Annotated in this window: 20 protein-coding genes and 2 pseudogenes; 15 read left to right on the top strand and 7 right to left on the bottom strand. The window is 73.0% G+C overall.

The features are described from left to right. Positions 1-118 precede the first annotated feature (118 nt). The 4 genes and pseudogenes from ACP7TJ_RS28575 to ACP7TJ_RS28560 form a co-directional block, all read right to left on the bottom strand. A pseudogene (locus ACP7TJ_RS28575) lies at positions 119-955 on the bottom strand (NAD(P)/FAD-dependent oxidoreductase); the annotation flags it as partial. Next, complete coding sequence (locus ACP7TJ_RS28570) at positions 945-1,238, bottom strand: (2Fe-2S)-binding protein (RefSeq protein ID WP_246532184.1); 294 nt, start codon at positions 1,236-1,238, stop codon at positions 945-947. The pseudogene ACP7TJ_RS28575 and the gene ACP7TJ_RS28570, both read right to left, overlap by 11 nt. After that, positions 1,235-2,398: an NAD(P)/FAD-dependent oxidoreductase gene (locus ACP7TJ_RS28565; protein ID WP_387580498.1), complete on the bottom strand. Its 1,164-nt coding sequence runs from the start codon at positions 2,396-2,398 to the stop codon at positions 1,235-1,237. Before ACP7TJ_RS28565 ends, ACP7TJ_RS28570 begins: the two co-directional genes overlap by 4 nt. Positions 2,399-2,463: 65 nt before the next feature. Beyond that, entirely contained in the window at positions 2,464-3,123 is a 660-nt protein-coding gene (locus ACP7TJ_RS28560; protein WP_367472568.1) for a hypothetical protein, read from the bottom strand. Between the two features lie 223 nt (positions 3,124-3,346). On the opposite strand from ACP7TJ_RS28560, the gene ACP7TJ_RS28555 reads away from it, so the two are divergent. The 3 genes from ACP7TJ_RS28555 to ACP7TJ_RS28545 all read left to right on the top strand — a co-directional run bounded on the left by ACP7TJ_RS28555 (position 3,347) and on the right by ACP7TJ_RS28545 (position 4,962). Next, the gene (locus tag ACP7TJ_RS28555; protein ID WP_093764124.1) at positions 3,347-3,997 is read left to right on the top strand and encodes a helix-turn-helix domain-containing protein; all 651 of its coding nucleotides are present in this window, start codon (positions 3,347-3,349) and stop codon (positions 3,995-3,997) included. A gap of 31 nt (positions 3,998-4,028) precedes the next feature. Further along, a complete protein-coding gene (locus tag ACP7TJ_RS28550) occupies positions 4,029-4,574 on the top strand; it encodes a toxin-antitoxin system, toxin component (protein ID WP_427766404.1) in 546 nt (181 codons plus the stop codon). A gap of 148 nt (positions 4,575-4,722) precedes the next feature. Beyond that, complete coding sequence (locus ACP7TJ_RS28545; protein ID WP_189912039.1) at positions 4,723-4,962, top strand: hypothetical protein; 240 nt, start codon at positions 4,723-4,725, stop codon at positions 4,960-4,962. 170 nt (positions 4,963-5,132) lie between these two features. Here the strand turns inward: ACP7TJ_RS28545 and ACP7TJ_RS28540 are convergent, their stop codons facing one another. Further along, positions 5,133-5,993, bottom strand: a complete 861-nt coding sequence (locus tag ACP7TJ_RS28540; protein ID WP_427766401.1) for a metallophosphoesterase family protein — start codon at positions 5,991-5,993, stop codon at positions 5,133-5,135. Positions 5,994-6,231: 238 nt separating this feature from the next. On the opposite strand from ACP7TJ_RS28540, the gene ACP7TJ_RS28535 reads away from it, so the two are divergent. Continuing rightward, the gene (locus ACP7TJ_RS28535) at positions 6,232-7,365 is read left to right on the top strand and encodes an ATP-grasp domain-containing protein (protein WP_266402628.1); all 1,134 of its coding nucleotides are present in this window, start codon (positions 6,232-6,234) and stop codon (positions 7,363-7,365) included. A gap of 34 nt (positions 7,366-7,399) precedes the next feature. Here ACP7TJ_RS28535 and ACP7TJ_RS28530 read toward each other — a convergent pair whose 3' ends face one another. Next, complete coding sequence (locus tag ACP7TJ_RS28530) at positions 7,400-8,608, bottom strand: RNA-guided endonuclease InsQ/TnpB family protein (RefSeq protein ID WP_228918052.1); 1,209 nt, start codon at positions 8,606-8,608, stop codon at positions 7,400-7,402. Positions 8,609-8,633: 25 nt separating this feature from the next. Between ACP7TJ_RS28530 and tnpA the strand changes: the two genes are divergently transcribed. After that, a complete protein-coding gene (gene tnpA / locus ACP7TJ_RS28525; protein WP_427766396.1) occupies positions 8,634-9,050 on the top strand; it encodes an IS200/IS605 family transposase in 417 nt (138 codons plus the stop codon). A gap of 349 nt (positions 9,051-9,399) precedes the next feature. Here tnpA and ACP7TJ_RS28520 read toward each other — a convergent pair whose 3' ends face one another. Next, a complete protein-coding gene (locus ACP7TJ_RS28520) occupies positions 9,400-10,740 on the bottom strand; it encodes a 6-phospho-beta-glucosidase (protein ID WP_380877712.1) in 1,341 nt (446 codons plus the stop codon). 190 nt (positions 10,741-10,930) lie between these two features. Here ACP7TJ_RS28520 and ACP7TJ_RS28515 point away from each other — a divergent pair, with 190 nt between their 5' ends. The 10 genes and pseudogenes from ACP7TJ_RS28515 to ACP7TJ_RS28470 all read left to right on the top strand — a co-directional run bounded on the left by ACP7TJ_RS28515 (position 10,931) and on the right by ACP7TJ_RS28470 (position 23,085). Further along, positions 10,931-12,130, top strand: a complete 1,200-nt coding sequence (locus ACP7TJ_RS28515; RefSeq protein ID WP_427766393.1) for a sensor histidine kinase — start codon at positions 10,931-10,933, stop codon at positions 12,128-12,130. Continuing rightward, entirely contained in the window at positions 12,127-12,801 is a 675-nt protein-coding gene (locus tag ACP7TJ_RS28510) for a response regulator (RefSeq protein ID WP_427766390.1), read from the top strand. The genes ACP7TJ_RS28515 and ACP7TJ_RS28510 overlap by 4 nt, the downstream gene beginning before the upstream one ends. Before the next feature lie 171 nt (positions 12,802-12,972). Further along, entirely contained in the window at positions 12,973-15,084 is a 2,112-nt protein-coding gene (locus ACP7TJ_RS28505) for an MMPL family transporter (protein WP_427766387.1), read from the top strand. 261 nt (positions 15,085-15,345) lie between these two features. Further along, positions 15,346-16,339 (top strand): annotated as a pseudogene (locus ACP7TJ_RS28500) (glycoside hydrolase family 16 protein); the annotation flags it as partial. A gap of 786 nt (positions 16,340-17,125) precedes the next feature. Then, positions 17,126-17,392, top strand: coding sequence for a hypothetical protein (locus ACP7TJ_RS28495; protein WP_367491177.1), 267 nt, complete (start codon positions 17,126-17,128; stop codon positions 17,390-17,392). Further along, on the top strand, positions 17,389-19,005 hold the full coding sequence (gene zwf / locus ACP7TJ_RS28490; RefSeq protein WP_093765583.1) for a glucose-6-phosphate dehydrogenase: 1,617 nt from the start codon (positions 17,389-17,391) through the stop codon (positions 19,003-19,005). Before ACP7TJ_RS28495 ends, zwf begins: the two co-directional genes overlap by 4 nt. After that, complete coding sequence (gene opcA, locus ACP7TJ_RS28485) at positions 19,002-19,937, top strand: glucose-6-phosphate dehydrogenase assembly protein OpcA (protein ID WP_093765582.1); 936 nt, start codon at positions 19,002-19,004, stop codon at positions 19,935-19,937. Before zwf ends, opcA begins: the two co-directional genes overlap by 4 nt. Next, positions 19,930-21,570, top strand: coding sequence for a glucose-6-phosphate isomerase (gene pgi, locus ACP7TJ_RS28480; protein WP_427766383.1), 1,641 nt, complete (start codon positions 19,930-19,932; stop codon positions 21,568-21,570). Before opcA ends, pgi begins: the two co-directional genes overlap by 8 nt. 6 nt (positions 21,571-21,576) lie before the next feature. Further along, positions 21,577-22,458, top strand: a complete 882-nt coding sequence (gnd, locus tag ACP7TJ_RS28475) for a phosphogluconate dehydrogenase (NAD(+)-dependent, decarboxylating) (RefSeq protein WP_367462873.1) — start codon at positions 21,577-21,579, stop codon at positions 22,456-22,458. A gap of 6 nt (positions 22,459-22,464) precedes the next feature. Continuing rightward, positions 22,465-23,085, top strand: coding sequence for a histidine phosphatase family protein (locus ACP7TJ_RS28470; RefSeq protein ID WP_266550661.1), 621 nt, complete (start codon positions 22,465-22,467; stop codon positions 23,083-23,085). Positions 23,086-23,757: the final 672 nt, after the last annotated feature.

The following is a 23,757-nucleotide window of genomic DNA, read 5'->3' as shown; positions in this document are numbered from 1 at the left end:
GCCAGCGGGTACGTCAGGTGCTCCCCGGTGACGCCTCGAAGACCTGCGTCAAGGGCGGCGCGTACTCGGCGCCGTCCCGGCGCAGATCTTCGGGGTGCTGCGGGCCCGGCCCGTGCTCGCAGCCGAGGGTCTCGGCGAGGTCGGTGTGCGGCAGCATGCCGTGTCCCACCGCGAGGGCGTCGCACGGCAGCAGCCGCTCGGTGCCCGGCCGGACGCGGCCCCCCGCGTCGAGGGCGGCGACGGTGACGCCCGTGAGCCGGTCCTCACCGTGGGCGCGGACCACGGTGTGCCGGGTGAGCACCGGGACCCGGTGGCGCAGCAGCCGTGCCGCGTACCCGGCCGCCTCGGGCAGCTTGCCGGCCAGGGCGCGGGCGTGACGCGGCAGCCGTGCGGGGTCCGTGGACTCGACGAGCGCGGCGACGCGGACGCCCGCCGCCGCGAGTCCGGTGGCCACGGGCAGCAGCAGCGGGCCGGTCCCGGCGACCACGGCCGTGCGCCCCGGGGTGACGAGGCCGCCCTTGAGCATGGCCTGCGCGCCGCCCGCCGTGACGACGCCCGGCAGGGTCCAGCCGGGGAACGGCAGGACCGTCTCGTACCCGCCGGTGGCCAGCAGCACGGCGTCGGCGCGCACGTCCACGGATTCCCGCTGCTCCGGTCCGAGCAGCGCGTGCACCGTCAGCCCGCCGGACTCCCGCTCCACGCACCAGACATGGTGCTCGGGCCGTACGTCGACGGCGCTCTCGGCGAGGGCGGCCCGCAGCCGGGTCCAGGTGCGCCGCCCGTGCCGCGGGACGGCGCCTTCCGTGCCGAGGCCGGGCGCGGGCTGCCGGAAGTACTGCCCGCCGGGCCGCGGCGCCGCGTCCACCAGGGCGACCCGGATCCCGCGCCGCGCCGCCGCCAGGGCCGCGGCGAGACCCGCCGGGCCCGCGCCGATCACCGCGAGGTCAGTCCTCATGGCCCGTGCCCTCCTGGGTGCGGATGACGTCCCCCGGGCGCGCCGGGACCAGGCAGGCCCGCCGGCCGGGGCGGCCGTTGACGGTGACGAGGCAGTCGAAGCAGACGCCGATGCCGCAGAACACCCCGCGCGGACGTCCGCCGTCGCGGGTGGTGCGCCAGGAGGTGATGCCGGCGGCCCACAACACGGCGGCGATCGTCCGTCCGGGCAGCGCCTCGACCGGCCTCCCGTCGAAGGTCACCTCGAACGCGCGTGCAGTGTCGGCGCTTTCGGAGGATGTCACCGCGCGGCCTCCTTCGTCGGGCGGGGGAAGCGGTCGGGCCGGAAAGGCGCGAGGTCCAGCCCGGGCGTCTCCCCGGTGAGCGCCTGCGCGACCAGCAGCCCTGTGCCCGGGGCCAGTCCGATGCCGGCGCCCTCGTGCCCGCAGGCGTGGAACAGGCCCGGCGCCCGTGGGTCGGGGCCGATCGCCGGGAGATGGTCGGGCAGGTACGGCCGGAATCCGGCGTACGTGCGCACGGCCCGCACCTCCGACAGGAACGGGAACAGCCGGGTCGCCCCCGCCGCCAGCGCCCGTACGGCCCGCAGCGACAGGGAGCGGTCGAAGCCGACGCGTTCCCTGCTGGCGCCGATGAGGACCGGTCCGGCGGCCGTCCCCTCCACCACGGGGGAGGCCAGCAGGTCCGCCGTGTCGCCCGCGACGTCGGCGACGTAGTCGGCGGCGTACACCTTGTGCCGGATGCGGGGCGGCAGCGGTTCGGTGACGAGGACGAAGCCGCGCCGGGGCATGACCGGCAGGAACACGTCGGCGCGGGAGGCGAGTTCGCCTCCCCAGGTGCCGGCCGCGTTGACGACCGCAGGGGCGTGGACGTCGCCGTGCGGGGTGCGTACGCCGCGCACGGCGCCGTCGCGGGCGCGCAGCACGCGGGTCACCTCGTGGCCGGTGAGGAGGCGGGCTCCGGAGGCTTTCAGCAGGTGCGCCGCCGCGAGGGCGGGCATCACCTGGGCGTCCTGCGGGTAGCGCACGCCGCCCGGGAGGCCCGGCGCGAGGCGCGGTTCCAGGTCGTGGAGACGGTCGGCGGGCACGGGTTCGGCGGTCACCCCGGCCGCCCGCTGGGCGTCCGCGAACGCCCGCAGTCCGTCGACGGCCTCCGGGGTCTCCGCGACGACGAGGCCGCCCTTGGCGTCGTACTCGATGTCCGGGCCGTACCGCGCCGCGAGTTCCGCCCACAGCCGGAGGGACAGCAGGGCCAGGCCGAGTTCGGGTCCGGGCGCCTTGTCGGAGACGAGGAGGTTCCCCTCCCCCGCGCCGGTCGTGCCGCCGGCCACCGGGCCGCGGTCCACGACGGTGACGCCGAGGCCGGCGCGAGCCGCGTACAGGGCGCAGGCGGCACCCGTCATCCCGGCGCCCACCACCACGACATCGCAGGTCAGCGACTCGCTCACCCAAGTACTATGTCACACGTCACACAGCCGGGGAACAGGGCGGGAACGGACGCCCCTGAGGGTGCTCAGTCGGCGGTGGGGACCACGCGCAGATGGGAGGCGGCGCGGCGGGCCCCGCGGCCCGGGCCGGTGGCGCGGGGCGTCTCCCGCAGGACGAACGTCACCCGGCGGCACTCCATCTCCTCGAGGACGGAGGTGGTCTCCACCAGCAGGCGGCACTCCGTGGCGCCCCGGCGCGGATCCGGGTGCAGCAACGGCCGTACGGAGCCGTCGTGTCCGGCGGCCCGCTCGCCCACGGCGCGCAGCCAGTGCGGCAGACCGTGCCGGTAGGCGGCGTCCATGATCGGGTCCTGGGCGATGTCCCGCCGTACGGCGTGCAGCACGGGGTCGTGGGCGTGCCGCTCGGCGGCCGCGGAGAAGTCCGCCAGCATGGGCAGGCACCAGCTCGCCTCGTGGTCGCCCAGCACCGTGGCGGCGTCCGGGTGGAACAGCACGAAACGGAGGAAGTTGGCGCCGGGGTGAGCCGTCGGATGCGGCTCGACGCCCTGGAAAAGCGTCCGGAAGGCGCCGTTGGTGAGCAGGACGTCCCACCGGTGGTCCACGACCAGCGACGGGAAGGGGACGGAATCCAGCAGGACGGCGTAGTCCCGCAGATAGTCCTGGGCCTCGGGAGTCCCGGGGCCGGGCCGCGGTGCCGGCCGCTGCCCTCCTGCCTGAAATGCCATCGGGAGGTCACCCCTCTTGCCTGTGCGGCCCTGACGCGGCGCCCCGATCCTGCTGCCCGGAACGTCGGCATGTCAACTATCGTGGCATTCCACGGCGATTGACGGCCGAAATTGGCCACAGTTGTGGCGAGACCTGGATGCGAGTTCGATACACCGGCTAGTCTCCGTGAGGTTCACGGCAATCGCTTGTGAGAAGCCTGTGAGAGACGTAGGAGATCTTTCGGTGACGGGTGGCTTCGAGGGTCCGGGCACCGCGCCGACGAACGCGCTGCCCGCCGTCGTCGCCCGCGTCACCGCACTCGCCGACCGGCTCGGCGTGGCGCACAGCGAGGTCTTCGACGTGGGCCGGCTGTCCGTGGCGTCCGGCGTCCCGGAGCCCGTGGTCAGAGCACTGCTGAGCGGGCAGCCCGCGGGCGAGCCCGATGTGCAGGCGCGTTTCCTGCAGCGGCTGGACCTGCTGCGCCGTACCCGGCTGAAGCCGAACGGACGCAAGTACACCCAGCAGGAGATCGCCGACGGCGCGGGCATGTCCCGGCAGCAGGCCGGCGCGCTCATCAACGGCGACCGGCGGCCCACCATGGAGCACTGCGACGCCCTCCAGCGGTTCTTCCGGGTGCACGCCGGCTTCCTCACCGCCGAGGACCCGGAGGCGCTGGCGAGCGCCCTCCAGCACACCGAGCAGGAACTGCTCCAGAAGCTCGCGGAGCGGGAGTCGGCCACGGCGGCCGACGATCCACTGGAGCGGCTGCTGCAGGACCACGGGGTGCGGGGCATCGCCTGGCGGGCCGCGCAGCTGCCCACCGACCAGCATCGCGACAAAGTCGCGGAATGGCTGGACATGCTCCTGGAGAGCGTCCAGCGGCCCAAGTCGTGACCCGGGGAGAACTGTGGGCATCGGTAGGGAAATGCGCCGCCTGTGCGGCGAATTGGTCACGGAGCTGACGCTTCCCGTCCCGGCGCGGCCCGCCGATCTCTACGCCGCCCTGTGCGGGGCGATGAGCCGGCGCCGCGGGCGGCCGGTGCTGTTCCGCACGGCGGCCTTCCCGCCGGGCACCGCGAGCGGGCTGTGGCTCGACATGGCGGACCAGGACCTCGTCGTGGTCGAGGAACGCACCGCGCCCGACCACCAGTTGGTGATCCTCGGCCACGAGCTGTGGCACATGAAGGCCGGCCACTGCGGCCACCACGTGGCGGGCGCGGGCGCGGAGGTCGCGACCCGGTTATGGGGCGCCTCCCTCGACGACGACGCGCTGCGGGCGACCGTGCTGCGGGTCGCCGCGCGCACGCGGTTCGACCTCGACGAGGAGAAGGAGGCCGAGGCGTTCGGGCTGCTGCTGGCCAGCAAGTGCCGCACGTACCTGGCCGGTTCACCGCTGCGCGGGCCGGTGCAGCGGGATCATCTGGCGGGGCGGATCGAGGCGTCGCTGGGGTACCTGGGGCCGCAGAGCTGAGGCCCTCCGGGCGGTCGCGGCTGTGCGGGCGCCCTGAGCGGGCGGCGGCTCGGGGCGATTGTCAGTGGTGGGCGGCAAGCTGGTGGTGCGCCCCCGTTTGTGCCGGGGGTGCGGGGACCCACGACGACGACACGGGGAGAGCCGAGCGATGCCCACCGCCGTACTGACCGACCGCGAGCGCACCGCCGTCCAGGCCTATCTCAGACTGCTGCACACCGTGAGGGCCGCCTTCGGCGACGACGGGCGTGGCCCTGCGGGGCCTGCTGTGCTGCCCGTTGTCCCGCCTTCCGTTCTCGCGGAGGCGGAGGCCGCGTTGGAGGGGGCGGGGCTGGCGGGGAACGAAGAGGAGTTCTTCCGGATGGTGCGCGACTGGCAGCCCGCCGGCTAGGGGGTGCCGCTCGGGCGCGGCTCGCTTGTGTTCTCCGGCGCGTCGCGCCCGGGACGGCCCGGGGGTCGGGCGGCTGCGGCGTGGTGGGGCTTGTCGCGCGGTTCCCCGCGCCCGTTGCGGGGCACCCCGCCGCACAGCCGATCGCCCGACGGCGCGTGCCGGGCACGTACTCACCCCTGCGGGTCAGCCATCTCGGGCAGGATGCGGCGGAGGCGGCCCGGTGGGACCGGGCGTTCGCGCCATTCGCGGGGGTAGCCCACCGAGACCTCCTCGAAGCGGACGCCGTCCTGCCAGGTCGTCCGGGGGATGTGCAGATGGCCGTAGACCATGGTCCGGACGGGGTAGGCGCGGTGCCAGTCACCGGTGAGGACGGTGCCGCACCACATGGCGAACTCGGGGTACCGGAGCACCTCGGTCGGGTGGCGGTGCAGCGGCCAGTGCGTGACGGGGATCAGGGGGAGGTCCTCGGGGAGTTCCGCGAGGCGCCGTTCGGTCTCGGCGACCCGGGCGCGGCACCAGTCCTCGCGGGTCGGGTACGGGTCGGGGTGCAGCAGACGCTCGTCGGTGCAGACCACCCCGGTGCCGTACGCGTACTCCAGTCCCTCCTCCTTGGTGGTGCACCCGGGCGGGAGGAACGAGTAGTCGTACAGGAGGAAGAGGGGCGCGACGGCGACGGGGCCGCCGGGGCCCTCCCAGACCGGGTACGGGTCCTCGGGGGTGAGCACGCCCAGGTCGCGGCACTGCTCGACCAGATGGTCGTAGCGGGCGACGCCGCGCAGGGTGACGGCGTCACTCGGGTGGGTCCACAGTTCATGGTTGCCGGGCGTCCAGATCACGCGGGCGAAGCGGCCGGCGAGGGTCTTGTAGGCCCAGCGGACGTCCTCCACCGTCTCCGCGACGTCGCCGGCCACCAGCAGCCAGTCCTCGTCCGACCCGGGCCGCATGCCCTCGACGAGGTCGCGGTTCTCGGCATAGCCGATGTGCAGATCGCTGATGGCCCACAGCTGGGGGCCGTCTCCACCCGTCGCCATCTCCTTCGTCCCTTCAGCAGCCGCCGGACCTCACCACGAGATCACATCCGCCCCGCCGCAACAACCGCGGACCGTCACCCGGCCGTGGTATCAGGACGGCCCTTCTTGGTCGTATGATCTGCCCGACACCACCGCCATGGACACGTCCTTCCCGCACGGCGGTTCGGTGCACCTCCCTACGTCATGCCCGGGCACGGGCCGCTCCGCCCTGCCCGCACACCCTTGAAAGGCGGCCTGCATGGTCTCTCGCGTACGCGTCTGGCTCAACCGCACGTACGCGGAGAACGTGTTCTTCATGGATCAGCTGCGGCGAAATCCCAGCGACCGGGCCGTCGAGATCCATGCCACCCACGGCGACCCCGACTCCCCCGTCCTCGCCGCGGCCGACACGGCCGAGCTGGAACCGGAGGGGCTCTCCCCCGCTGCGTACGTCGAGTACGCGCTCACCCAGTGCGAGCGGCGCGGGATCGACGTGTTCGTGCCCCGGCTGCACCAGGCGGCGATCGTCGCGCACCGCGCCGAGTTCGAGGCGGCCGGGACCGCGCTGCTGGCGCCTCCGCCCGAGGCGGTGGCCGTGTTCGAGGACAAGGTGGTCGCCTACCAGGCGGTCGAGTCGATCGGCGTGCCGGTGCCGCCGTGGTGGCGGGTCCGTGACGCCGACGAACTCCTCGCCGCTGTCGAGGAGTTGGAGCGGCTGGGACACCGGGCCTGCTTCAAGCCCGCGGCCGGCGCGGGCGGGGTCGGCTTCCGCATGATCACCCGCGAGCCCTTCTCGCTCTCCCAGCTGAAGGGTTTCCCCGGCCCGCAGGTCCCGCTCGACCTGGTGCTGGAGTCCCTGCGGCGGGCCGAGGAGCCGGTCGACTGGCTGGTGATGCCGCGGCTGGAGCAGCCGGAGGTGTCCGTGGACTGTCTCACCGGGCCGGACAACCGGGTCCGGCTGGCGATCGGCCGCACCAAGCACGGCCGCCGCCGGGGCTTCACGCTGCACGAGCGGTGGCTGGAGCCGGCCCGGCGGATCGCCGAGGGATTCGGCCTGCACCACCTGTCCAACATCCAGTTCCGCATGCTCGGCGACCGGCCGGTGCTGATGGACGTCAACACCCGCCCCGCGGGCGGGCTGCACCAGCTCTCGCTCTGCGGGATCAACGTGCCCTGGGCCGCGGTGCGGCTGGCGCTCGGCGACGACCCGGGCGAGATCAGCCCGCCGTTCCTGGGCCAGGACTACACGGTGGTGTCCGGTCCTCGCCCGCTGCTGCCGGTGACCGTGCCACGGCAGCGGACCGGCTCGTCCACGGTCACGGGCACGCTGGACGCTCTGCCGGCGCAGACGACGCCCGCCGGGCCGCGGGCGGCGTCGGGGGCGCTGCATTGACATCCTCGCCGCCCTGAAGGACGGCGATTCCCGCCTACCGCGCCGTTGAAGGCTGCGGTGTCGGGTGGGTTCCTGCTTCGCTGCGCGGTGCCGGGACGAGTCCCGGTCTTACCTGCGCTCCACAGGCTGATACCGCCAGTCCGGCGGCCTTGGCGACGTTGACCGCCGCGTTGATGTCCCGGTCCAGGACCGCCCCGCACGCCTGACACGTCCACACGCGGACGTTCAGCGGCTTGGAGCCGTCCTTGACGCCGCACTGCGAGCACACCTGACTGGTGGGCTCGAAGCGGCCGATCCGGTGGAAGGCGCGCCCGTACCGGGCGGCCTTGTACTCCAGCATGCTCACGAACGCCGACCATCCGGCGTCGTGGACGGACTTGGCCAGGCGCGTGCGGGCGAGTCCCTTCACCGCCAGGTCCTCCACGGCGACCGCTTGGTTCTCGCGGATCAGCTTCGTGGAGAGCTGGTGGTGGAACTCGCGGCGCGCGTGGGTCACCTTCGCGTGTGCGCGGGCGACCTTCAGCCGGGCCTTGTTCCGGTTGCTGGAGCCCTTCTTTTTGCGGGAGAGGGCGCGTTGCGCCTTCTTCAGGCGCTTCTCGGCCCGGCGCAGGAAGCGCGGGCTGTGGACCTTCCGGCCGTCGGAAAGGACGGCGAAGTGCCCGAGGCCAAGGTCGATACCGATTTCGGGCGTCGTCTCCGGCAGCAGTTCCTCGGGGCCGGTCTCGACGACGAAGCTCGCGAAGTACCGGCCCGCCGAGTCCTTGACCACGGTCACCGTGGACGGAACGGAGGGCAGCGCGCGCGACCACTTCACCTTCAGGTCGCCGATCTTCGGCAGGCGCAGCTTCCCGCCGGTCGTGATCGACCAGCGGGCGTTCGCCGTGAACCGGACGGCCTGCCGGGTGTCCTTGCGGGATTTGTACCGGGGCGCGCCCGTACGCGGGCGCTTGCCCTTCAGGCCGTCGAAGAAGTTCCGGTACGCGGTGTCCAGGTCTCTGAGGGACTGCTGGAGCACGACCGCCGACACCTCGCCGAGCCACGCCCGCTCGGACGTCTGCTTGGCCTCGGTGATCAGCGTCTTGGACAGGTCGCCGGTCTTCGGGAACGGCAGCCCCTCGCTGCGGGCGGTCTCCCGAGCGCGAAGCGCGTCGTTGTAGACCACCCGCGCGCACCCGAACGCCCTCGCCAGCGCCGTGCGCTGACCGGCGCTCGGGTACACCCGGAACGAGTACCTGAGCTGCATACGGATCACGCTACACAATTGGTTTATGGGTATCGATGAGAACATTCGTACTGGTCGTCACTGTGTCTTCCGTATGCACGTCCACTTGGTTTTCGTGACGAAGTACCGGCACAGGGTCTTCGCCGACCGACACCTGACGCGGTGCGAGGAGATCATGCGGGCCGTGTGCGAGGACTTCGAGGCCGAACTGGTCGAGTTCAACGGCGAGGACAACCACGTCCACCTGCTCGTGAACTTCCCGCCAAAGGTCGCCGTGTCCAAGCTGGTCAACAGCCTCAAAGGCGTCTCTTCCCGGCGGCTGCGCCAGGAGTTCCCCGACCTCGTCCGCCACTACTGGCGGGCACAACGCCTGTGGTCCGGCTCGTACTTCGCCGGGTCCGTCGGCGGCGCACCACTCAGCATCGTGAAGCAGTACATCGAGCAGCAGAACCGGCCGCTCTGACCCGGACTGAGGTGAACAGTGCAGATCCGTGCCCACAGCTGAGGTCAGAGCAAACCTCAGATTCGCTTCACCACCGGGCTGAAGCCCGGTGCCCTGCGAATAGATCCGGTAGCGGCCGCCGCGCCGGCCGTGACGGCGGGAAGGCCGTGACGGCGGGCCGGCGACGGGCTTCCGGATTCTTCCGAAAGAAATTTGTCGCCAGGGTGTATCAGACCCCGGAGTGCGTGCTCTTGATGGTGAACGGCGACTGGGGAAGCCGCCGGGGGGAGCACGGGGGACCGGGGGGAGCTCGGGTCGGTCGGCCGCTGTCACGGGGGGCGACCGGCCGGCCCGAAGCCGGTTTCCCCCGCTATCCGCCCAGGTAGGCGAGTCCGGGGTGGACGGCCGTGTAGGCGTCCACGAGCCGGCGGGCCACGCTCACCGAGTCCACCAGCGGGTGCAGGGCGAAAGCCTTGACCGCCGTGGCGCGGGACCCCGACCGGGCGGCGGCCAGCACCTCGCGCTCCACGGCCTTCACGGCGCAGACCAGACCGACGGCGTGCCCCGGGAGCGGATCGACCGAGACGGGGTGCGCCCCGTTGGCGTCCACCAGGCAGGGAGCCTCGATCACGGCGTCCTCGTCCAGCGGTGAGAGCGTTCCGCGGTTGCGGACGTTGAGGATCAGGGTGGTGCGCTCGTCCCGGGCGATGGCCCGCATCAGCGCGAGCGCCACCTTCTCGTAGCCGCCCGACAGGTCGTCCGCCTCGCGCTCCCCCGCGCCGGCCGCCTCCCGGTTCTCGCTCATGTAGGTCGCCTCCCGCTCCTCGCGGGTGCGGTTCCACAACTCCAGCGCGGACACGTCAGGGTCGGCCGTCCCGGCGTAGAAGCTCTCCTGCTGGTCCCGCAGGAAGGCGCCGCGGGTCCGGTCCGCCCGCTGGTACGCCCGCACGGCCTCGCGGTTGAAGTAGTAGTAGTGCAGGTACTCGTTGGGGATCGCGCCGAGCGAGCGCAGCCAGTCCGCGCCGAAGAGGCGGCCTTCCTCGAACGAGCCGAGCAGCGCGGGGTCGGCGAGGAGGCGCGGCAGCTGGTCCTGGCCTGCCACGCGCAGGCCGCGCACCCAGCCGAGGTGGTTGAGGCCGACGTAGTCGATCCACGCCTCGTCCGGCCGCGCGCCCAGGACCCGGGCGACACGGCGGCCGAGTCCGACCGGCGAGTCGCAGATGCCGATGACGCGGTCGCCGAGATGACGGGACATGGCCTCGGTGACCAGGCCCGCCGGGTTGGTGAAGTTGATGACCCAGGCGTCGGGGGCGAGGCGGGCCACCCGGCGGGCGATGTCCACGGCGACGGGCACGGTGCGCAGCCCGTAGGCGATGCCTCCGGCGCCCACGGTCTCCTGCCCGAGCACGCCTTCGGCGAGGGCCACCCGCTCGTCGTTCGCCCTGCCCTCCAGGCCGCCGACGCGGATGGCGGAGAACACGAAGTCCGCGCCACGCAGCGCCTCGTCCGGATCGGTGGTCGTGGAGACCTCGGGCGCGTCGGACACCCCGGCGGCCTGCTCGGCCAGCACCCGGGAGATGGCCCGCAGGCGCCCGGCGTCCACGTCGTGCAGCACGACCCGGGTCACCCGCCCCGCGCCCCGGTCCTTGAGCAACGCCCCATACACGAGCGGCACCCGGAACCCGCCGCCGCCAAGAATCGCCAGCTTCACACCGACACCTTTCCACACTCGCCCCCCGAAGGGGCGCGGGGAACTGCGCGATCAACCCCCACCCCGCGGCACCCGCCACAAGCCCCCCCCCACCCCTGTAGGCGCCCCGCCCCGAAATCCCTCTCACCGGTGAGGCGACACCCCCCACCCCCTCCCGATACTGAAACCCCCGCCCTGAGGAGCCCCCCTCATGACCCTCCGCTCCACCTTCGCCGAGGCGACGACCCGCTGGCGCCCCACCAACCCCTACGTACTTGACGCGGCGCTGGCCGCACTCACCCTCTTCGCCGTCTCCCTCCAATGGATCTTCCCCGACGAGGGCGACGACCCCCTGTCCTGGCAGGGCTGGCTCCTCGGCGCCGCCACCGCCGTCCCCCTGATCTGGCGGCGCAGAGCCCCCTGCGCCGCCGCCTGGGCGGTCTCCGTCGCCACCCCCGCGCAGGCGCTCTACCACGCGCCCCCGCCGGACGTGATGTACGGCGGCATGGTCGTCCTGTACACCATGGCGGCCCAGGCGCGCCCCTGGCAGCGGCGGCTGATGCTCACCGGATGGATCGTCGGCGTCGTCATCACCATGCAGCACCAAGCGCACCAGGCCCCCTTCGAGTACGCCTTCCACCTGATGGGCCTCGTCGCCGCGTACGCGCTGGGGATGCTCGCCCGGGTGCAGCGCGCCTACACCGCCGAGTTGGAGGACCGGGCCCGCCGGCTGGAGCGGGAGCGTGCCGCGGACACGGCGCGGGCCAGGGCGGAGGAGCGTGCCCGGATCGCGCGGGACATGCACGACATCCTGGCGCACGCGGTGAGCCTGATGGTGGTGCAGGCGGAGGCCGGTCCGGTGGTGGTGCGCAAGGACCCGGACCGCGCGGAGGCGACGTTCGACACCATCGCCGCCGCCGGACGCGACGCGATGGCTCAACTTCGTCGTATCCTCGGCGTGTTGAAGGAGGAACCGCCGGACGGGGACTCCGGGTCGCCCCGGCTGCCGCAGCCGGGCGTGACGGCGTTGCCGGAGCTGGTCCGGCTGGTGCGGCGCTCCACGGGTCTGCGCGCCGAGCTGCGGACCTCCGGGGAGCCGCGTCCGCTGTCCTCGGACACGGAGGTGGCGGCGTACCGGGTGGTGCAGGAGGCGCTCACCAACACCGTGAAGCACGCCCGCGCCTCCCGCGCGCTGGTGCGGCTGGACTGGGCGGACGACCATGTGTCCCTCACGGTGACGGACGACGGGCGGGGGCCGTCCGGCGGGCCGGGCGGGCACGGGCTGATCGGCATCCGGGAGCGGGCCGCGGCCTGCGGGGGCAGCGCGGAGACCGGCGAGGCTCCGGGCGGCGGTTTCCGGGTCGTCGTACGGCTGCCGGTGGCGGCGGACAGGGAGGGGGCGCTCGGTTGAGCATCCGGGTGGTGGTGGCGGACGACCAGGAGCTGGTCCGCGCGGGTTTCGGCATGATCCTCGACGCCCAGGACGACATCGAGGTGGTGGCCGAGGCGGCGGACGGGCGGGAGGCCGTGTCGGCGGTGCGCCGGCACGGCCCCGACGTGCTGCTGCTTGACATCCGCATGCCGGTGATGGACGGCCTGGAGGCGGCCCGTCTGGTGTGCGCGGAGTCGGGCTGCAAGGTGGTCATGCTGACCACGTTCGACCTGGACGAGTACGTGTACGAGGCGCTGTACGCGGGCGCCAGCGGCTTCCTGCTGAAGGACGTGCGCCGCGACGACCTGGTGCACGCGGTGCGGGTGGTCGCGGCCGGCGAGTCGCTGCTCGCCCCGACGGTGACCCGGCGGCTGGTGGCGGACCTGGTGAAGCGCCGCCGGGAACAGCCGGCCGCCGCCGACGGCCCTCCCCCGCCGAGCCTGGACGCGCTCACCGCCCGCGAGGTGGAGACGCTGCGGCTGCTGGCCCGCGGCCTGTCCAACGCGGAGATCGCCGGCACCCTGTTCGTCAGCGAGCACACCGTCAAGACGCATGTGAGCAACGTGCTGTCGAAGCTCGGTCTCAGGGACCGGGTGCAGGCGGTGATCTGCGCGTACGAGACCGGTCTCGTCGCCCCGGGAGCCCCCTGAGGTCACTCCGGGCTCCCCCTCGGGTGCCCCCGGATCCCTCTGAGGGGGGAGCCGGCGGGCCGTCTCCCCCGTACGGGCGAGGGACACGAACCGCTCCTCCCGGCGATCCGCCGGGGCACCCCGTGGCACGAGTCTTGAGGCGTCGACGAACGTCAACGCCGGGGAGGGATCGTGCTCACCGCACTCGCCCGGACGGCCACCCGCCGTCCACTGACCGTGATGCTCCTGTGGGGGCTCTTCCTGCTGCTGGGCTTCGGCCTGGGGACGGGCGTCTTCGCGCGCCTCTCCGACAACGTGCCGGAAGTCCCCGGCACCGAGTCCGAGTCGGCCGCACGGTACCTCGACGAAATGGATCCGGCGGGGTCCTCGATCACCGGGGTGGTGGCGGGCACGCCCGTCGCGGACGCCGGTCTGCGCGCGGAGGTCGAGCGCGCCGTGGCCGACGTGCGGAAGGTCGCCGGGGTCGCCGCCGTGCCGGACCCGTACGCCACGCCCGGGATGATCGCCGAGGACGGCCACGCGCTGATCGTCCCCGTCACCCTGGAGGGCGGCCTCGACGACGACGCGGAGGAGCGCACGCTCGACGCGGCGGCCGAGCGGATCCGGGAGATCGACGCGCCCGACGTCCATGTGAGCGGAGGGCCGCTGCTGGGGCTGCAGATGGGCGAGCGGGCCGCGCAGGACGTGAAGAACGCCGAGTTGATCTCCCTGCCGGTGGTGCTGGCGCTGCTGCTGGTGGTGTTCGGCGGGCTGCGGTCGGCGCTGCTGCCGCTGGTCGTGGCGGTCAGCGGTATCGCGGGGGCGTTCCTGGCGCTGTTCCTGTTCAGCGAGGTCACCGACATCTCGGTGTACGCGATCCAGGTGACGACGATGCTCGGCCTCGGACTCGCCGTGGACTACGCCCTGTTGATGCTGGTGCGGTTCCGTGAGGAGCGCCGGACCACGGAGGACGTCGTCGAGGCGGTGCACCGCACGGTGGCGGCGGCCGGGCGGACGGTGCTGTTCTCGGGACTGACCGTCGCCGTCAGCCTGACCGGGCTGCTGGTGTTCCCCAGCGTGTTCCTGCGCAGCATGGGTCTCGCGGTGGCGGCGGTCGTCGTCATCGACATGCTGGCCGCCCTGACGCTGCTGCCCGCGCTGCTGGCCCGGTTCGGCGGGCGTATCCCGCCGGCGAAGTCGCCCGGGAACGGCGAGGAGGAGGGCCGGTTCTTCGCCCGCGTCGCCCGCTTCGCCGCCCGGCGCAAGGTGGCCGTCCTCGCGGTGGTGGTGCCGGTGCTGCTGGTGCTGGCCCTGCCCGTGGCCGGGATGAGCATCGTCGTCGGGGACGCGCGGCAGCTTCCCGCGGACAGCGAGGCGCGGCAGCTCCAGGACACCGTCGCCGCCCACTTCCCGCCGGGCACCGGCGTCTCCCCCGTCGTGGTGGTCGCCAAGCCGGGCACGGACGCCGCGACCGCCGACCGGATCCGGGCGCTGGCGCCGGGCGTCACGACGCGTGAACTGCCGGGCGGCGGTGCGGTGATCGAGATCCGGCCGCCCGGCGAGGCGGACGGCGCGGAGGCGACGGCGCTGGTGGAGCGGGTGCGGGAGATGCGCGGCGACGCGCCGGTCGAGGTGACCGGCACGGCGGCCCGTCTGGTCGACTTCCGGCAGATGCTCGCGGAGCGGGCGCCGTGGGCGGCGCTGACCGTGCTGGCCGGCATCGTGCTGCTGCTGTTCGCGTTCACCGGTTCGGTGCTGCTGCCGCTGCGCACCGTCGTCACCACGCTGCTCAGCCTGGCCGCCGCTCTGGGCGTGGTGGTGTGGGTCTTCCAGGACGGTCATCTCGCCGGGCTGCTGGGCGCGGAGGGCCTGGGCGCGCTGAGCCTCACCGCGCCACCGCTGATCGTCGCGATCGCGTTCGGACTGGCCATGGACTACGAGCTGTTCATCCTGGCCCGGATGCGGGAGGCGCGGCTGCGCTCCGGCGACGACCGGGAGGCCGTGGTGACGGGGCTGAGCCGCTCGGGCCGGGTGGTCACCTGCGCGGCGCTGCTGCTGGCGGTGGTGTTCGCGGCGTTCATGACGGGCGGTTTCTCGCCCATCCTGCAGATCGGCCTGGGGCTCACGCTGGCCGTGCTGATCGACGCGACCGTCGTGCGCATGCTGCTGGTGCCGGCGACCATGGCGCTGCTCGGCCGCCACGCCTGGTGGGCCCCTGCCCCGCTGCGCCGCGTCCACGACCGGTTCGGTCTGCGGGAGGAGCAGACCGAACTCCCCCGGGAGAAGGTGCCGTCGGGCGTCTGACCCCGCCCACCCCTGCCGCGGTGCCCAGGGCTCCGGCCCCGGGCACCGCGCCCGTGTGCGCACACCCCGGCCCGGTTTCCCCGGTTCGCGCCCATTCGAGAGGTGAACTCCCGTGCGGGGGAGAGACTTTCACGGTTACACCTCTTGACCCCGAAGGGGCTCCGGAGCACATTGGCGGGACCGTGAGAGCGCTCTCACGCGATGTTCCGGGCTCTCAGGGCCTGTCCGCACAACCATCAGCACCGAGAGGTCATCCCCCACATGAACGACACCTCCGGCACCCCCCGATCCCCCCACGCACGGCGGCGGCTGAGGCGCACGCTCGTCGCCCTCGCGGGCGCACTGGCGCTCGGGGCGGGCGCCCTCACCCTCACCGGCCCCACCGCCAGCGCCTCCGTGCCGCCCCCGCCGTCGGGCTGGACCCAGGTCTTCGCCGACGACTTCGACGGCCCCGAGGGCAGCGGCGTCGACACCGGCGACTGGCGGTACGCCACCGGCACCGGCTACCCCGGCGGCCCCTCCAACTGGGGCACCGGCGAGATCGAGACGATGACGTCGAACCCGGAGAACGTCTCCCTCGACGGCAACGGCAACCTGCGCATCACCCCGCGGCGCGACGGCGCCGGCAACTGGACGTCGGGGCGCATCGAGACCGCCCGCGACGACTTCCAGCCCCCGGCCGGCGGCACGCTGCGGGTCGAGGCCCGCATCCAGGTCCCGAACGTCACCGGCGACGCGGCCAAGGGCTACTGGCCCGCGTTCTGGATGCTCGGCGCCCCGTACCGGGGCGACTACTGGAACTGGCCCGCCGTCGGCGAGCTGGACATCATGGAGAACACCCAGGGCATGAACACGGTGTTCGCCACGATGCACTGCGGCACCTCGCCGGGCGGCCCGTGCAACGAGACCAGCGGCATCGGCGGCCAGACCACCTGCCAGGGCACGACCTGTCAGGCCGGCTTCCACACCTACCGGATGGAGTGGGACCGCTCCTCGGACGTGGAGGAGATCCGCTTCTCCCTCGACGACCACACCTTCCACACCGTCCGGGAGAACCAGGTCGACGCGACGACCTGGTCGAACGCCACCGACCACGGCTTCTTCGTCATCCTCAACGTGGCGATGGGCGGCGGCTTCCCCGACGCGTTCGGCGGCGGCCCCGACGCGGGCACCCAGCCCGGCCACTCGATGCTCGTGGACTACGTGCAGGTGCTCACCGCCTCCTGACCCGCCTGCCCCACCCCCCACACCCGGCTCTCCCGGCCGGTGACGAGGGCCCCGCGCACCCCGCGCGGGGCCCTCGTCGGCGTACCGGCCCCGTCGTTCAGCGGCGTTCCGCGCGGAACGCCCGCCGCGTCCGGGAAGCCGACCGCGGCCCCGCCCCGCGCCGCCGGCAGCTCGGTGTGCGCGAGGAGCCGCTTGGCCTCCAGCACCACACGGGCCAGGGTGCGCAGGGAGCAGCCGAAGGCGTCCGCGGACGCGGTGACGCGGTGGCGGGTGGCGAAGCCCCGCTCCACGAGCCGCAGCAGGGACGCGGTCGACGCGTGGCGCGGCACGGCCGTGTGCAGGCTCGGCGGCAGGGTGACGGTGTCCTCGTGCTCGCGGCGCAGAGACGGCAGGACGCGGGGCGGAGCGCGGCGAGCCGGGGCGGTCCGGGCCGGGCTGCATGGCGAGGACGGTTCCGCGGTACCCGGCGTCCCGGGCCCCGCGGACGCTCCGCTCGACCGGGAAGGGAAAGGTGTTGATGCCGCTGCCGTCGCCCCCGTCCGCCGTCCGGGCGCCGCCGTCACCCCCTTGGGGGAATCCGCCTGCCATGTCTCCGGTGTCCGTCCCCGCCGCGACCGCAGGCCCGCACACCGGAACCTCATCGCGCATCGCGAATAAGTCAGACTTTTACTTGTGAACGTGCCGCAGAGTTCCTTCCGTCCGGACCGAGGACCACGTGGAGACGAGCACCCACGGCGGACCGGCTCGGCCGGCCGGCGGGAATCGGCGGACGCCGGCCGCGGTTGACGCGAGCGCGAGAAAGAAGACGATCAGCGTGATCCGCACGATGCACGAAGAAGTGTTCGATACGTCCGGCGGGTCCGGAGCCCGCGCCCAGCCGCCCCCGCGGGCGGGCACCGGGGTGAAGGACCCCGCGGACGAGGACACCCTGTATGGGGAGGACCGCTCCGCGACGGCCGGGAGCGCGTACGGCGAGGTGGCACGGCAGCCGGGGAACCCGGGCAGGGCGAGGTTCGTGGACGCCGGGCCGTGGCCGCGCCAGGCGGCGGCGTCCGACAGCGAGGGAGTTGACGCGGAATGACCGACGAGACCACCGAACCGGCGGTGGACGCCCCTGAGGCGGCGCAGGAGGAGCGGGCGGACGCCCTCACCGCCCTCACCGCGCCCCCGCCCGGCTGGGCCAACCCGCTGCGCGACCCGCGGGACCGCCGGCTCCCCCGGATCGCGGGCCCGTCCGGTCTGGTCATCTTCGGGGTGACCGGCGACCTGTCCCGCAGGAAGCTGATGCCGGCCGTGTACGACCTCGCCAACCGGGGGCTGCTGCCGCCGGGCTTCTCGCTGGTGGGCTTCGCCCGTCGCGACTGGGAGGACCAGGACTTCGCCGAGGTGGTGCACGAGGCGGTCAAGGAGCACGCGCGCACGCCCTTCCGTGAGGAGGTCTGGCAGCAGCTCTCGGAGGGCATGCGGTTCGTGCCCGGCGACTTCGACGACGACCACGCCTTCGACCAGCTGCGCAAGGCCGTCGACGAGCTGGACGCCTCCCGGGGCACGAGCGGCAACCACGCCTTCTACCTCTCCGTGCCGCCGAAGTTCTTCCCGAAGGTGGTGCAGCAGCTCAAGAAGCACGGCCTCGCGGACGCGTCCGAGGGATCCTGGCGCCGTGCGGTCATCGAGAAGCCGTTCGGGCACGACCTGCGGTCCGCGCAGGAGCTCAACGCGATCGTGCACGAGGTGTTCGACCCGGAGCAGGTCTTCCGGATCGACCACTACCTGGGCAAGGAGACCGTCCAGAACATCCTGGCGCTGCGGTTCGCCAACCAGCTGTTCGAGCCCATCTGGAACCGCTCCTTCGTCGACCATGTGCAGATCACCATGGCCGAGGACATCGGCATCGGCGGCCGGGCCGGCTACTACGACGGCATCGGCGCCGCCCGCGACGTCATCCAGAACCACCTCCTCCAGCTCATGGCGCTCACCGCGATGGAGGAACCGGCCTCCTTCGACGCGGCGTCGCTGCTCACCGAGAAGCTGAAGGTGTTCCGTGCCGTGCGGCTCCCCGAGGACCTGGGACGGCACACGGTGCGCGGCCAGTACGCGGCCGCCTGGCAGGGCGGCGCGAAGGTGCGCGGCTACCTCGAGGAGGACGGCATCGACCCGTCCTCGACCACCGACACCTACGCGGCGATCAAGCTCGGGGTGGACAACCGCCGCTGGGCGGGCGTGCCGTTCTACCTGCGCACCGGCAAGCGGCTCGGCCGCCGGGTCACCGAGATCGCCGTCGTCTTCCAGCGGGCGCCGCACTCCCCCTTCGACACCTCCGCCACCGAGGAGCTCGGCCAGAACGCCGTCGTGATCCGTGTCCAGCCCGACGAGGGCATGACGGTGCGGTTCGGCTCCAAGGTGCCCGGAACCTCCATGGAGCTGCGGGACGTGACGATGGACTTCGCCTACGGCGAGTCGTTCACCGAGTCGAGCCCGGAGGCCTACGAACGGCTCATCCTGGACGTCCTCCTGGGGGACGCCAACCTGTTCCCCCGTCACCAGGAAGTGGAAGAGTCCTGGAAGATCCTCGATCCGATCGAGGAGTACTGGGCGTCGCACGGCACGCCTGCGCAGTACACATCGGGCAGCTGGGGACCCGCGGAAGCCGACGAGATGCTCGCACGAGACGGACGGAGCTGGCGCAGGCCATGAAGATCGATCTGACCGACACCACGGCAAGCAACATCAACAAGGCGCTGGTGCGGGGCCGCCGCGCCATCGGCACCCCTGCCGTGGGCATGGTCCTGACGATGGTGATCGTCACGGACGAGGAGAACGCCTACGACGCCATCAAGGCGGCCGAGGAGGCCTCGCACGAGCACCCCTCGCGCACCCTGGTCGTCATCAAGCGGCACGCCCGCAACCCGCGCGAGCGCACCCGCTCCCGGCTCGACGCCGAGGTACGGGTGGGGTCGGAGGCCGGCACGGGCGAGACGGTGGTGCTGCGCACCTACGGCGAGGTGTCCGAACACGCCGACTCGGTGGTGCTGCCGCTGCTGCTGCCCGACGCACCCGTGGTGGTGTGGTGGCCGACCGACGCGCCCGAGAACCCCTCCCGGGACCCGCTCGGCGCGCTCGGCCAGCGCCGGATCACCGACCTGTACGCGGCGGAGGACCCGATGGCGGTCCTGCGCGCCCGGGAGCGCGCCTACGCGCCCGGCGACACCGACCTGGCCTGGACCCGGCTGACCCTGTGGCGCTCCATGCTGGCCGCCGCCCTGGACCAGGCCCGGACCCCCGTCACGTCGGCGACCGTCGAGGCCGAGACGGAGAACCCGGCCGCGGAACTGCTGGCGCGCTGGCTGGAGGCCCGGCTGCGGGTCCCCGTCGACCGGGTGGTGACCGCGGGCCCCGCGGTCACCGCGGTCCGGCTGGGCACCGAGGACGGCGAGATCGTGATCGACCGCCCCGAGGGCCCCCTGGCCACGCTCACCCTGCCCGGCCAGCCACCGCGCCGGCTGGCCCTGAAGGTCCGCTCCACCGCCGAGCTCATCGCCGAGGAGCTCCGGCGCCTCGACGCGGACGAGATGTACGCCGTCGCCCTGCGCGGCGAGGCCCCCGAGGAGATTCCCGCCCATGTCTGACGTCCCCGAACCGGCCCGCCGCCCCGAGTGGGACGCCCTGGAGCAGCACCGCGCGCAGGGGCTGCCGGGCCTGCGCGAGCTGTTCGCCGACGACCCGTCCCGCGCCGAGCGGTACGTCGTGTACGTCGGCGACCTGCGGATCGACTACTCCAAGCATCTGGTCACCGACGAGACGCTGCGGCTGCTGCGTGAACTGGCCGCGGCCATGGACGTGTTCGGGTTGCGGGACGCGATGTTCCGCGGGGAGCGGATCAACACCACCGAGGACCGGGCGGTGCTGCACACCGCGCTGCGGGCGCCCAGGGACGCGGTGATCGAGGTCGACGGGGAGAACGTCGTCCCGGCCGTGCACGCGGTGCTGGACCGGATGGCCGACTTCGCCCGCCGGGTGCGTTCCGGTGAGTGGACGGGTCACACGGGCCGGCGGATCCGCAACGTCGTCAACATCGGCATCGGCGGTTCGGACCTGGGCCCGGCGATGGCCTACGAGGCGCTGCGCGCCTACACCGCGCGGGACATGACGTTCCGGTTCGTCTCCAACGTCGACGGCGCCGATCTGCACGAGGCGGTCCGTGATCTGGATCCTGCGGAGACGCTGTTCGTCGTGGCGTCGAAGACGTTCACCACGATCGAGACGGTCACCAACGCCACGTCCGCCCGCGCCTGGCTGCTGGAGGGTCTGGGCGGGGACGAGAAGGCGGTGGCGCGGCACTTCGTGGCGTTGTCGACGAACGCGGAGAAGGTCGCCGGGTTCGGGATCGACACGGCGAACATGTTCGAGTTCTGGGACTGGGTCGGGGGGCGGTACTCGTACGACTCGGCGATCGGGCTGTCGTTGATGATCGCGATCGGTCCGGACCGGTTCCGGGAGATGCTGGACGGGTTCCGGATCGTCGACGACCACTTCCGCACCGCCCCGCCGGAGGCCAACGCGCCGTTGCTGATGGGTCTGTTGGGGGTCTGGTACAACAACTTCCACGACGCGCAGTCGCACGCCGTGCTGCCGTACTCGCACTACCTGTCGAAGTTCACCGCCTACCTCCAGCAGCTCGACATGGAGTCCAACGGGAAATCGGTGGACCGCCAGGGCAGGCCCGTGAGCCGGCAGACGGGTCCGGTCGTGTGGGGCACCCCGGGCACCAACGGGCAGCACGCCTACTACCAGCTGATCCACCAGGGCACCAAGCTCATCCCCGCCGACCTGATCGGCTTCGTCCGTCCGGTCGCCGAGCTGAGCGACGGCCTGAAGGCGCAGCACGACCTGCTGATGGCCAACCTGCTCGCGCAGGGACAGGCGCTGGCCTTCGGCAAGACCCCGGACGAGGTGCGCGCCGAGGGCGTGCCCGAGGAGCTCGTCCCGCACAAGACCTTCCAGGGAAACCGCCCCACCACGACGATCCTGGCCACCGAGCTGACCCCGTCGGTGCTGGGCCAGCTGGTCGCGCTGTACGAGCACAAGGTGTTCGTGCAGGGCGCGATCTGGAACATCGACTCCTTCGACCAGTGGGGCGTCGAACTCGGCAAGGTCCTCGCCAAGCGTGTGGAGCCCGCCCTCACCGAGGGCGCCGACGTCCCCGGCCTCGACCCGTCCACGGCCGCGCTGGTGGCCGCCTACCGCGAACGCAGGAAGTGAACTGACATGCAGATCGGTCTTGTTGGTCTCGGCAAGATGGGCGGCAACATGCGCGAGCGGCTGCGCCGCGCAGGCCACACCGTCATCGGCTTCGACACCAATCCCGCGGTGTCCGACGTGCCCCACCTGTCCGACCTGGTCGACCAGCTCGACGGGCCGCGCGCGGTGTGGGTGATGGTCCCCGCGGGCGCCGCCACCCAGCAGGTCGTCGACCAGCTGGCGAGCCTCCTCAAACACGACGACATCGTGGTGGACGGCGGCAACTCCCGCTGGACCGACGACGAGAAGCACGCCAAGGAGCTGGCGGCCCGGGGCATCGGCTTCGTCGACGCCGGTGTCTCCGGCGGCGTCTGGGGCCTGGAGCACGGCTACGCCCTCATGGTCGGCGGCGAGACGGAGTACGTGGAGCGGCTCAAGCCGATCTTCGACGCCCTCAAGCCGGACGGTCCGTACGGGTACGTCCACGCGGGCAAGGTCGGTGCCGGGCACTTCGCGAAGATGGTCCACAACGGCATCGAGTACGCCATGATGCAGGCCTACGCCGAGGGCTGGGAGCTGCTGGAGAAGGTCGACTCGGTGGACAACGTGCGGGAGGTGTTCCGCTCCTGGCAGGACGGCACCGTCATCCGCTCCTGGCTGCTCGACCTCGCGGTCAACGCCCTCGACGACGACGAGCACCTCCGGCAGCTGCGCGGGTACGCCGAGGACTCGGGCGAGGGCCGCTGGACGGTGGAGGCGGCCATCGACAACGCCGTGCCGCTGCCCGCGATCACCGCGTCGCTGTTCGCCCGGTTCACCTCCCGGCAGGAGGACTCGCCGCAGATGAAGATGGTCGCGGCGCTGCGCAACCAGTTCGGCGGCCACGCCGTCGAGAGGAAGAAGGCGTAGCGCCTCATGGGGGATCTGCTGCTCGCGCGGCACGGGGAGACGGAGTGGAGCAGGTCGGGCCGCCACACCGGCGGCACCGACCTGCCGCTGACACCGGCCGGCGAGGCCCAGGCCAGGTCCCTGGCCCCGCTGCTGGCCGACCGTGCCTTCGCCCTGGTCCTCACCAGCCCGCTGGCCCGCGCCCGCCGCACCGCCGAGCTGGCGGGCCTCACCGGCGCGGAGCCGGAGCCGGACCTGCGCGAATGGGACTACGGCGCGTACGAGGGCGTGACCACCGCCGACGTCCGCACCACCCGTCCGGGCTGGGACCTGTGGACCGACGGGGTGCCGCCCGGCGAGGAGTTCCCCGGCGAGTCCCCGGAGCAGGTGGGCGCCCGCGCCGACCGGGTGCTGGCCCGGGTCGCGGGGGCGCTGGAGCGGGGGGACGTGATGCTGGTCGCGCACGGTCATCTGCTGCGGGTCCTCACCGCGCGCCGCCTGGGCCTGCCCCCGTCCCACGGACGTCTCTTCCGGCTGGAGACGGGCACCCTGAGCCGACTGTCCCTGGAGCACGGCTCGCCGGTGATCGCGGAGTGGAACACACGACCGCCCATGCCCGCGCACGGGACGGGACGCGCGCGGGACTGAGCGCATCCGCGCGGGACCGACCGCATCCGTGCCGGACTGACCGCGCCCACACAAGGCTGACCGCATCCGTGCCGGACTGACCGCGCCCACGCAAGGCTGACCGCATCCGTGCGGGACTGAGCGCCCCTCGCGCAAGGGCGACCACGCCCACGCAGGGCTGACTGCCCCTCGCGCAGGGCCGACCGCACCCACGCAAGCCGACCCCGTCCATGCGGGACTGAGCGCCCCCGCGCAAGACCGAGCGCACCCGCGCAGGGCTGACCGCCCCTCGCGCAGGGCCGACCGCACCCACGCAAGCCGACCCCGTCCATGCGGGACTGACCGCACCCACGCAAGGGCGACCGCCCCCGCGCAAGGTCGAGCGCACCCGCCCAGAGCTGACCGCCCTCGGTCGGGCCTGCGCCCGCGTGACGTTGCCGACGTCCGTCAGATTCGGCGCGTCCCGCAGTCCATCGGCTTCGGCGCGTCCCGCCGCCCGGCGGGGCGCGCCTCGCCCGTTCCGGACGCGTGACGGCGCCGCGTCAGCGGCCGATCAGGAATGGAGAAGCACCGGCGGGCGCCGTCCGCCTAGGCTGTCGGTGGCGCGCGACGCCCGGGGCGGGGGACGCCGTACGGGCCGGCCGGGACGCGGCCGTGGGCGCGCCGCCACGGGCCGGCCGGACGCACCCTGCC

The sequence above is a fragment of the Streptomyces sp. DSM 41931 genome, from assembly GCF_050271085.1.
In the GTDB taxonomy this organism is placed as follows: Bacteria; Actinomycetota; Actinomycetes; order Streptomycetales; family Streptomycetaceae; genus Streptomyces; species Streptomyces albogriseolus.
Note: the sequence above shows the minus strand (reverse complement) of the source record. Positions and strands in the feature narration are given on the sequence as shown.

What these genes read in the sequence shown, in the direction of transcription:
- ACP7TJ_RS28560 (WP_367472568.1), bottom strand. Translation starts at nt 3,123, where the DNA reads ATGGCATTTCAGGCAGGAGGGCAGCGGCCGGCACCGCGGCCCGGCCCC.
- ACP7TJ_RS28550 (WP_427766404.1), top strand. Translation starts at nt 4,029, where the DNA reads ATGCGCCGCCTGTGCGGCGAATTGGTCACGGAGCTGACGCTTCCCGTC.
- ACP7TJ_RS28545 (WP_189912039.1), top strand. Translation starts at nt 4,723, where the DNA reads ATGCCCACCGCCGTACTGACCGACCGCGAGCGCACCGCCGTCCAGGCC.
- ACP7TJ_RS28540 (WP_427766401.1), bottom strand. Translation starts at nt 5,993, where the DNA reads ATGGCGACGGGTGGAGACGGCCCCCAGCTGTGGGCCATCAGCGATCTG.
- ACP7TJ_RS28535 (WP_266402628.1), top strand. Translation starts at nt 6,232, where the DNA reads ATGGTCTCTCGCGTACGCGTCTGGCTCAACCGCACGTACGCGGAGAAC.
- ACP7TJ_RS28530 (WP_228918052.1), bottom strand. Translation starts at nt 8,608, where the DNA reads ATGCAGCTCAGGTACTCGTTCCGGGTGTACCCGAGCGCCGGTCAGCGC.
- tnpA (WP_427766396.1), top strand. Translation starts at nt 8,634, where the DNA reads ATGGGTATCGATGAGAACATTCGTACTGGTCGTCACTGTGTCTTCCGT.
- ACP7TJ_RS28515 (WP_427766393.1), top strand. Translation starts at nt 10,931, where the DNA reads ATGACCCTCCGCTCCACCTTCGCCGAGGCGACGACCCGCTGGCGCCCC.
- zwf (WP_093765583.1), top strand. Translation starts at nt 17,389, where the DNA reads ATGACCGACGAGACCACCGAACCGGCGGTGGACGCCCCTGAGGCGGCG.
- opcA (WP_093765582.1), top strand. Translation starts at nt 19,002, where the DNA reads ATGAAGATCGATCTGACCGACACCACGGCAAGCAACATCAACAAGGCG.
- pgi (WP_427766383.1), top strand. Translation starts at nt 19,930, where the DNA reads ATGTCTGACGTCCCCGAACCGGCCCGCCGCCCCGAGTGGGACGCCCTG.
- gnd (WP_367462873.1), top strand. Translation starts at nt 21,577, where the DNA reads ATGCAGATCGGTCTTGTTGGTCTCGGCAAGATGGGCGGCAACATGCGC.
- ACP7TJ_RS28470 (WP_266550661.1), top strand. Translation starts at nt 22,465, where the DNA reads ATGGGGGATCTGCTGCTCGCGCGGCACGGGGAGACGGAGTGGAGCAGG.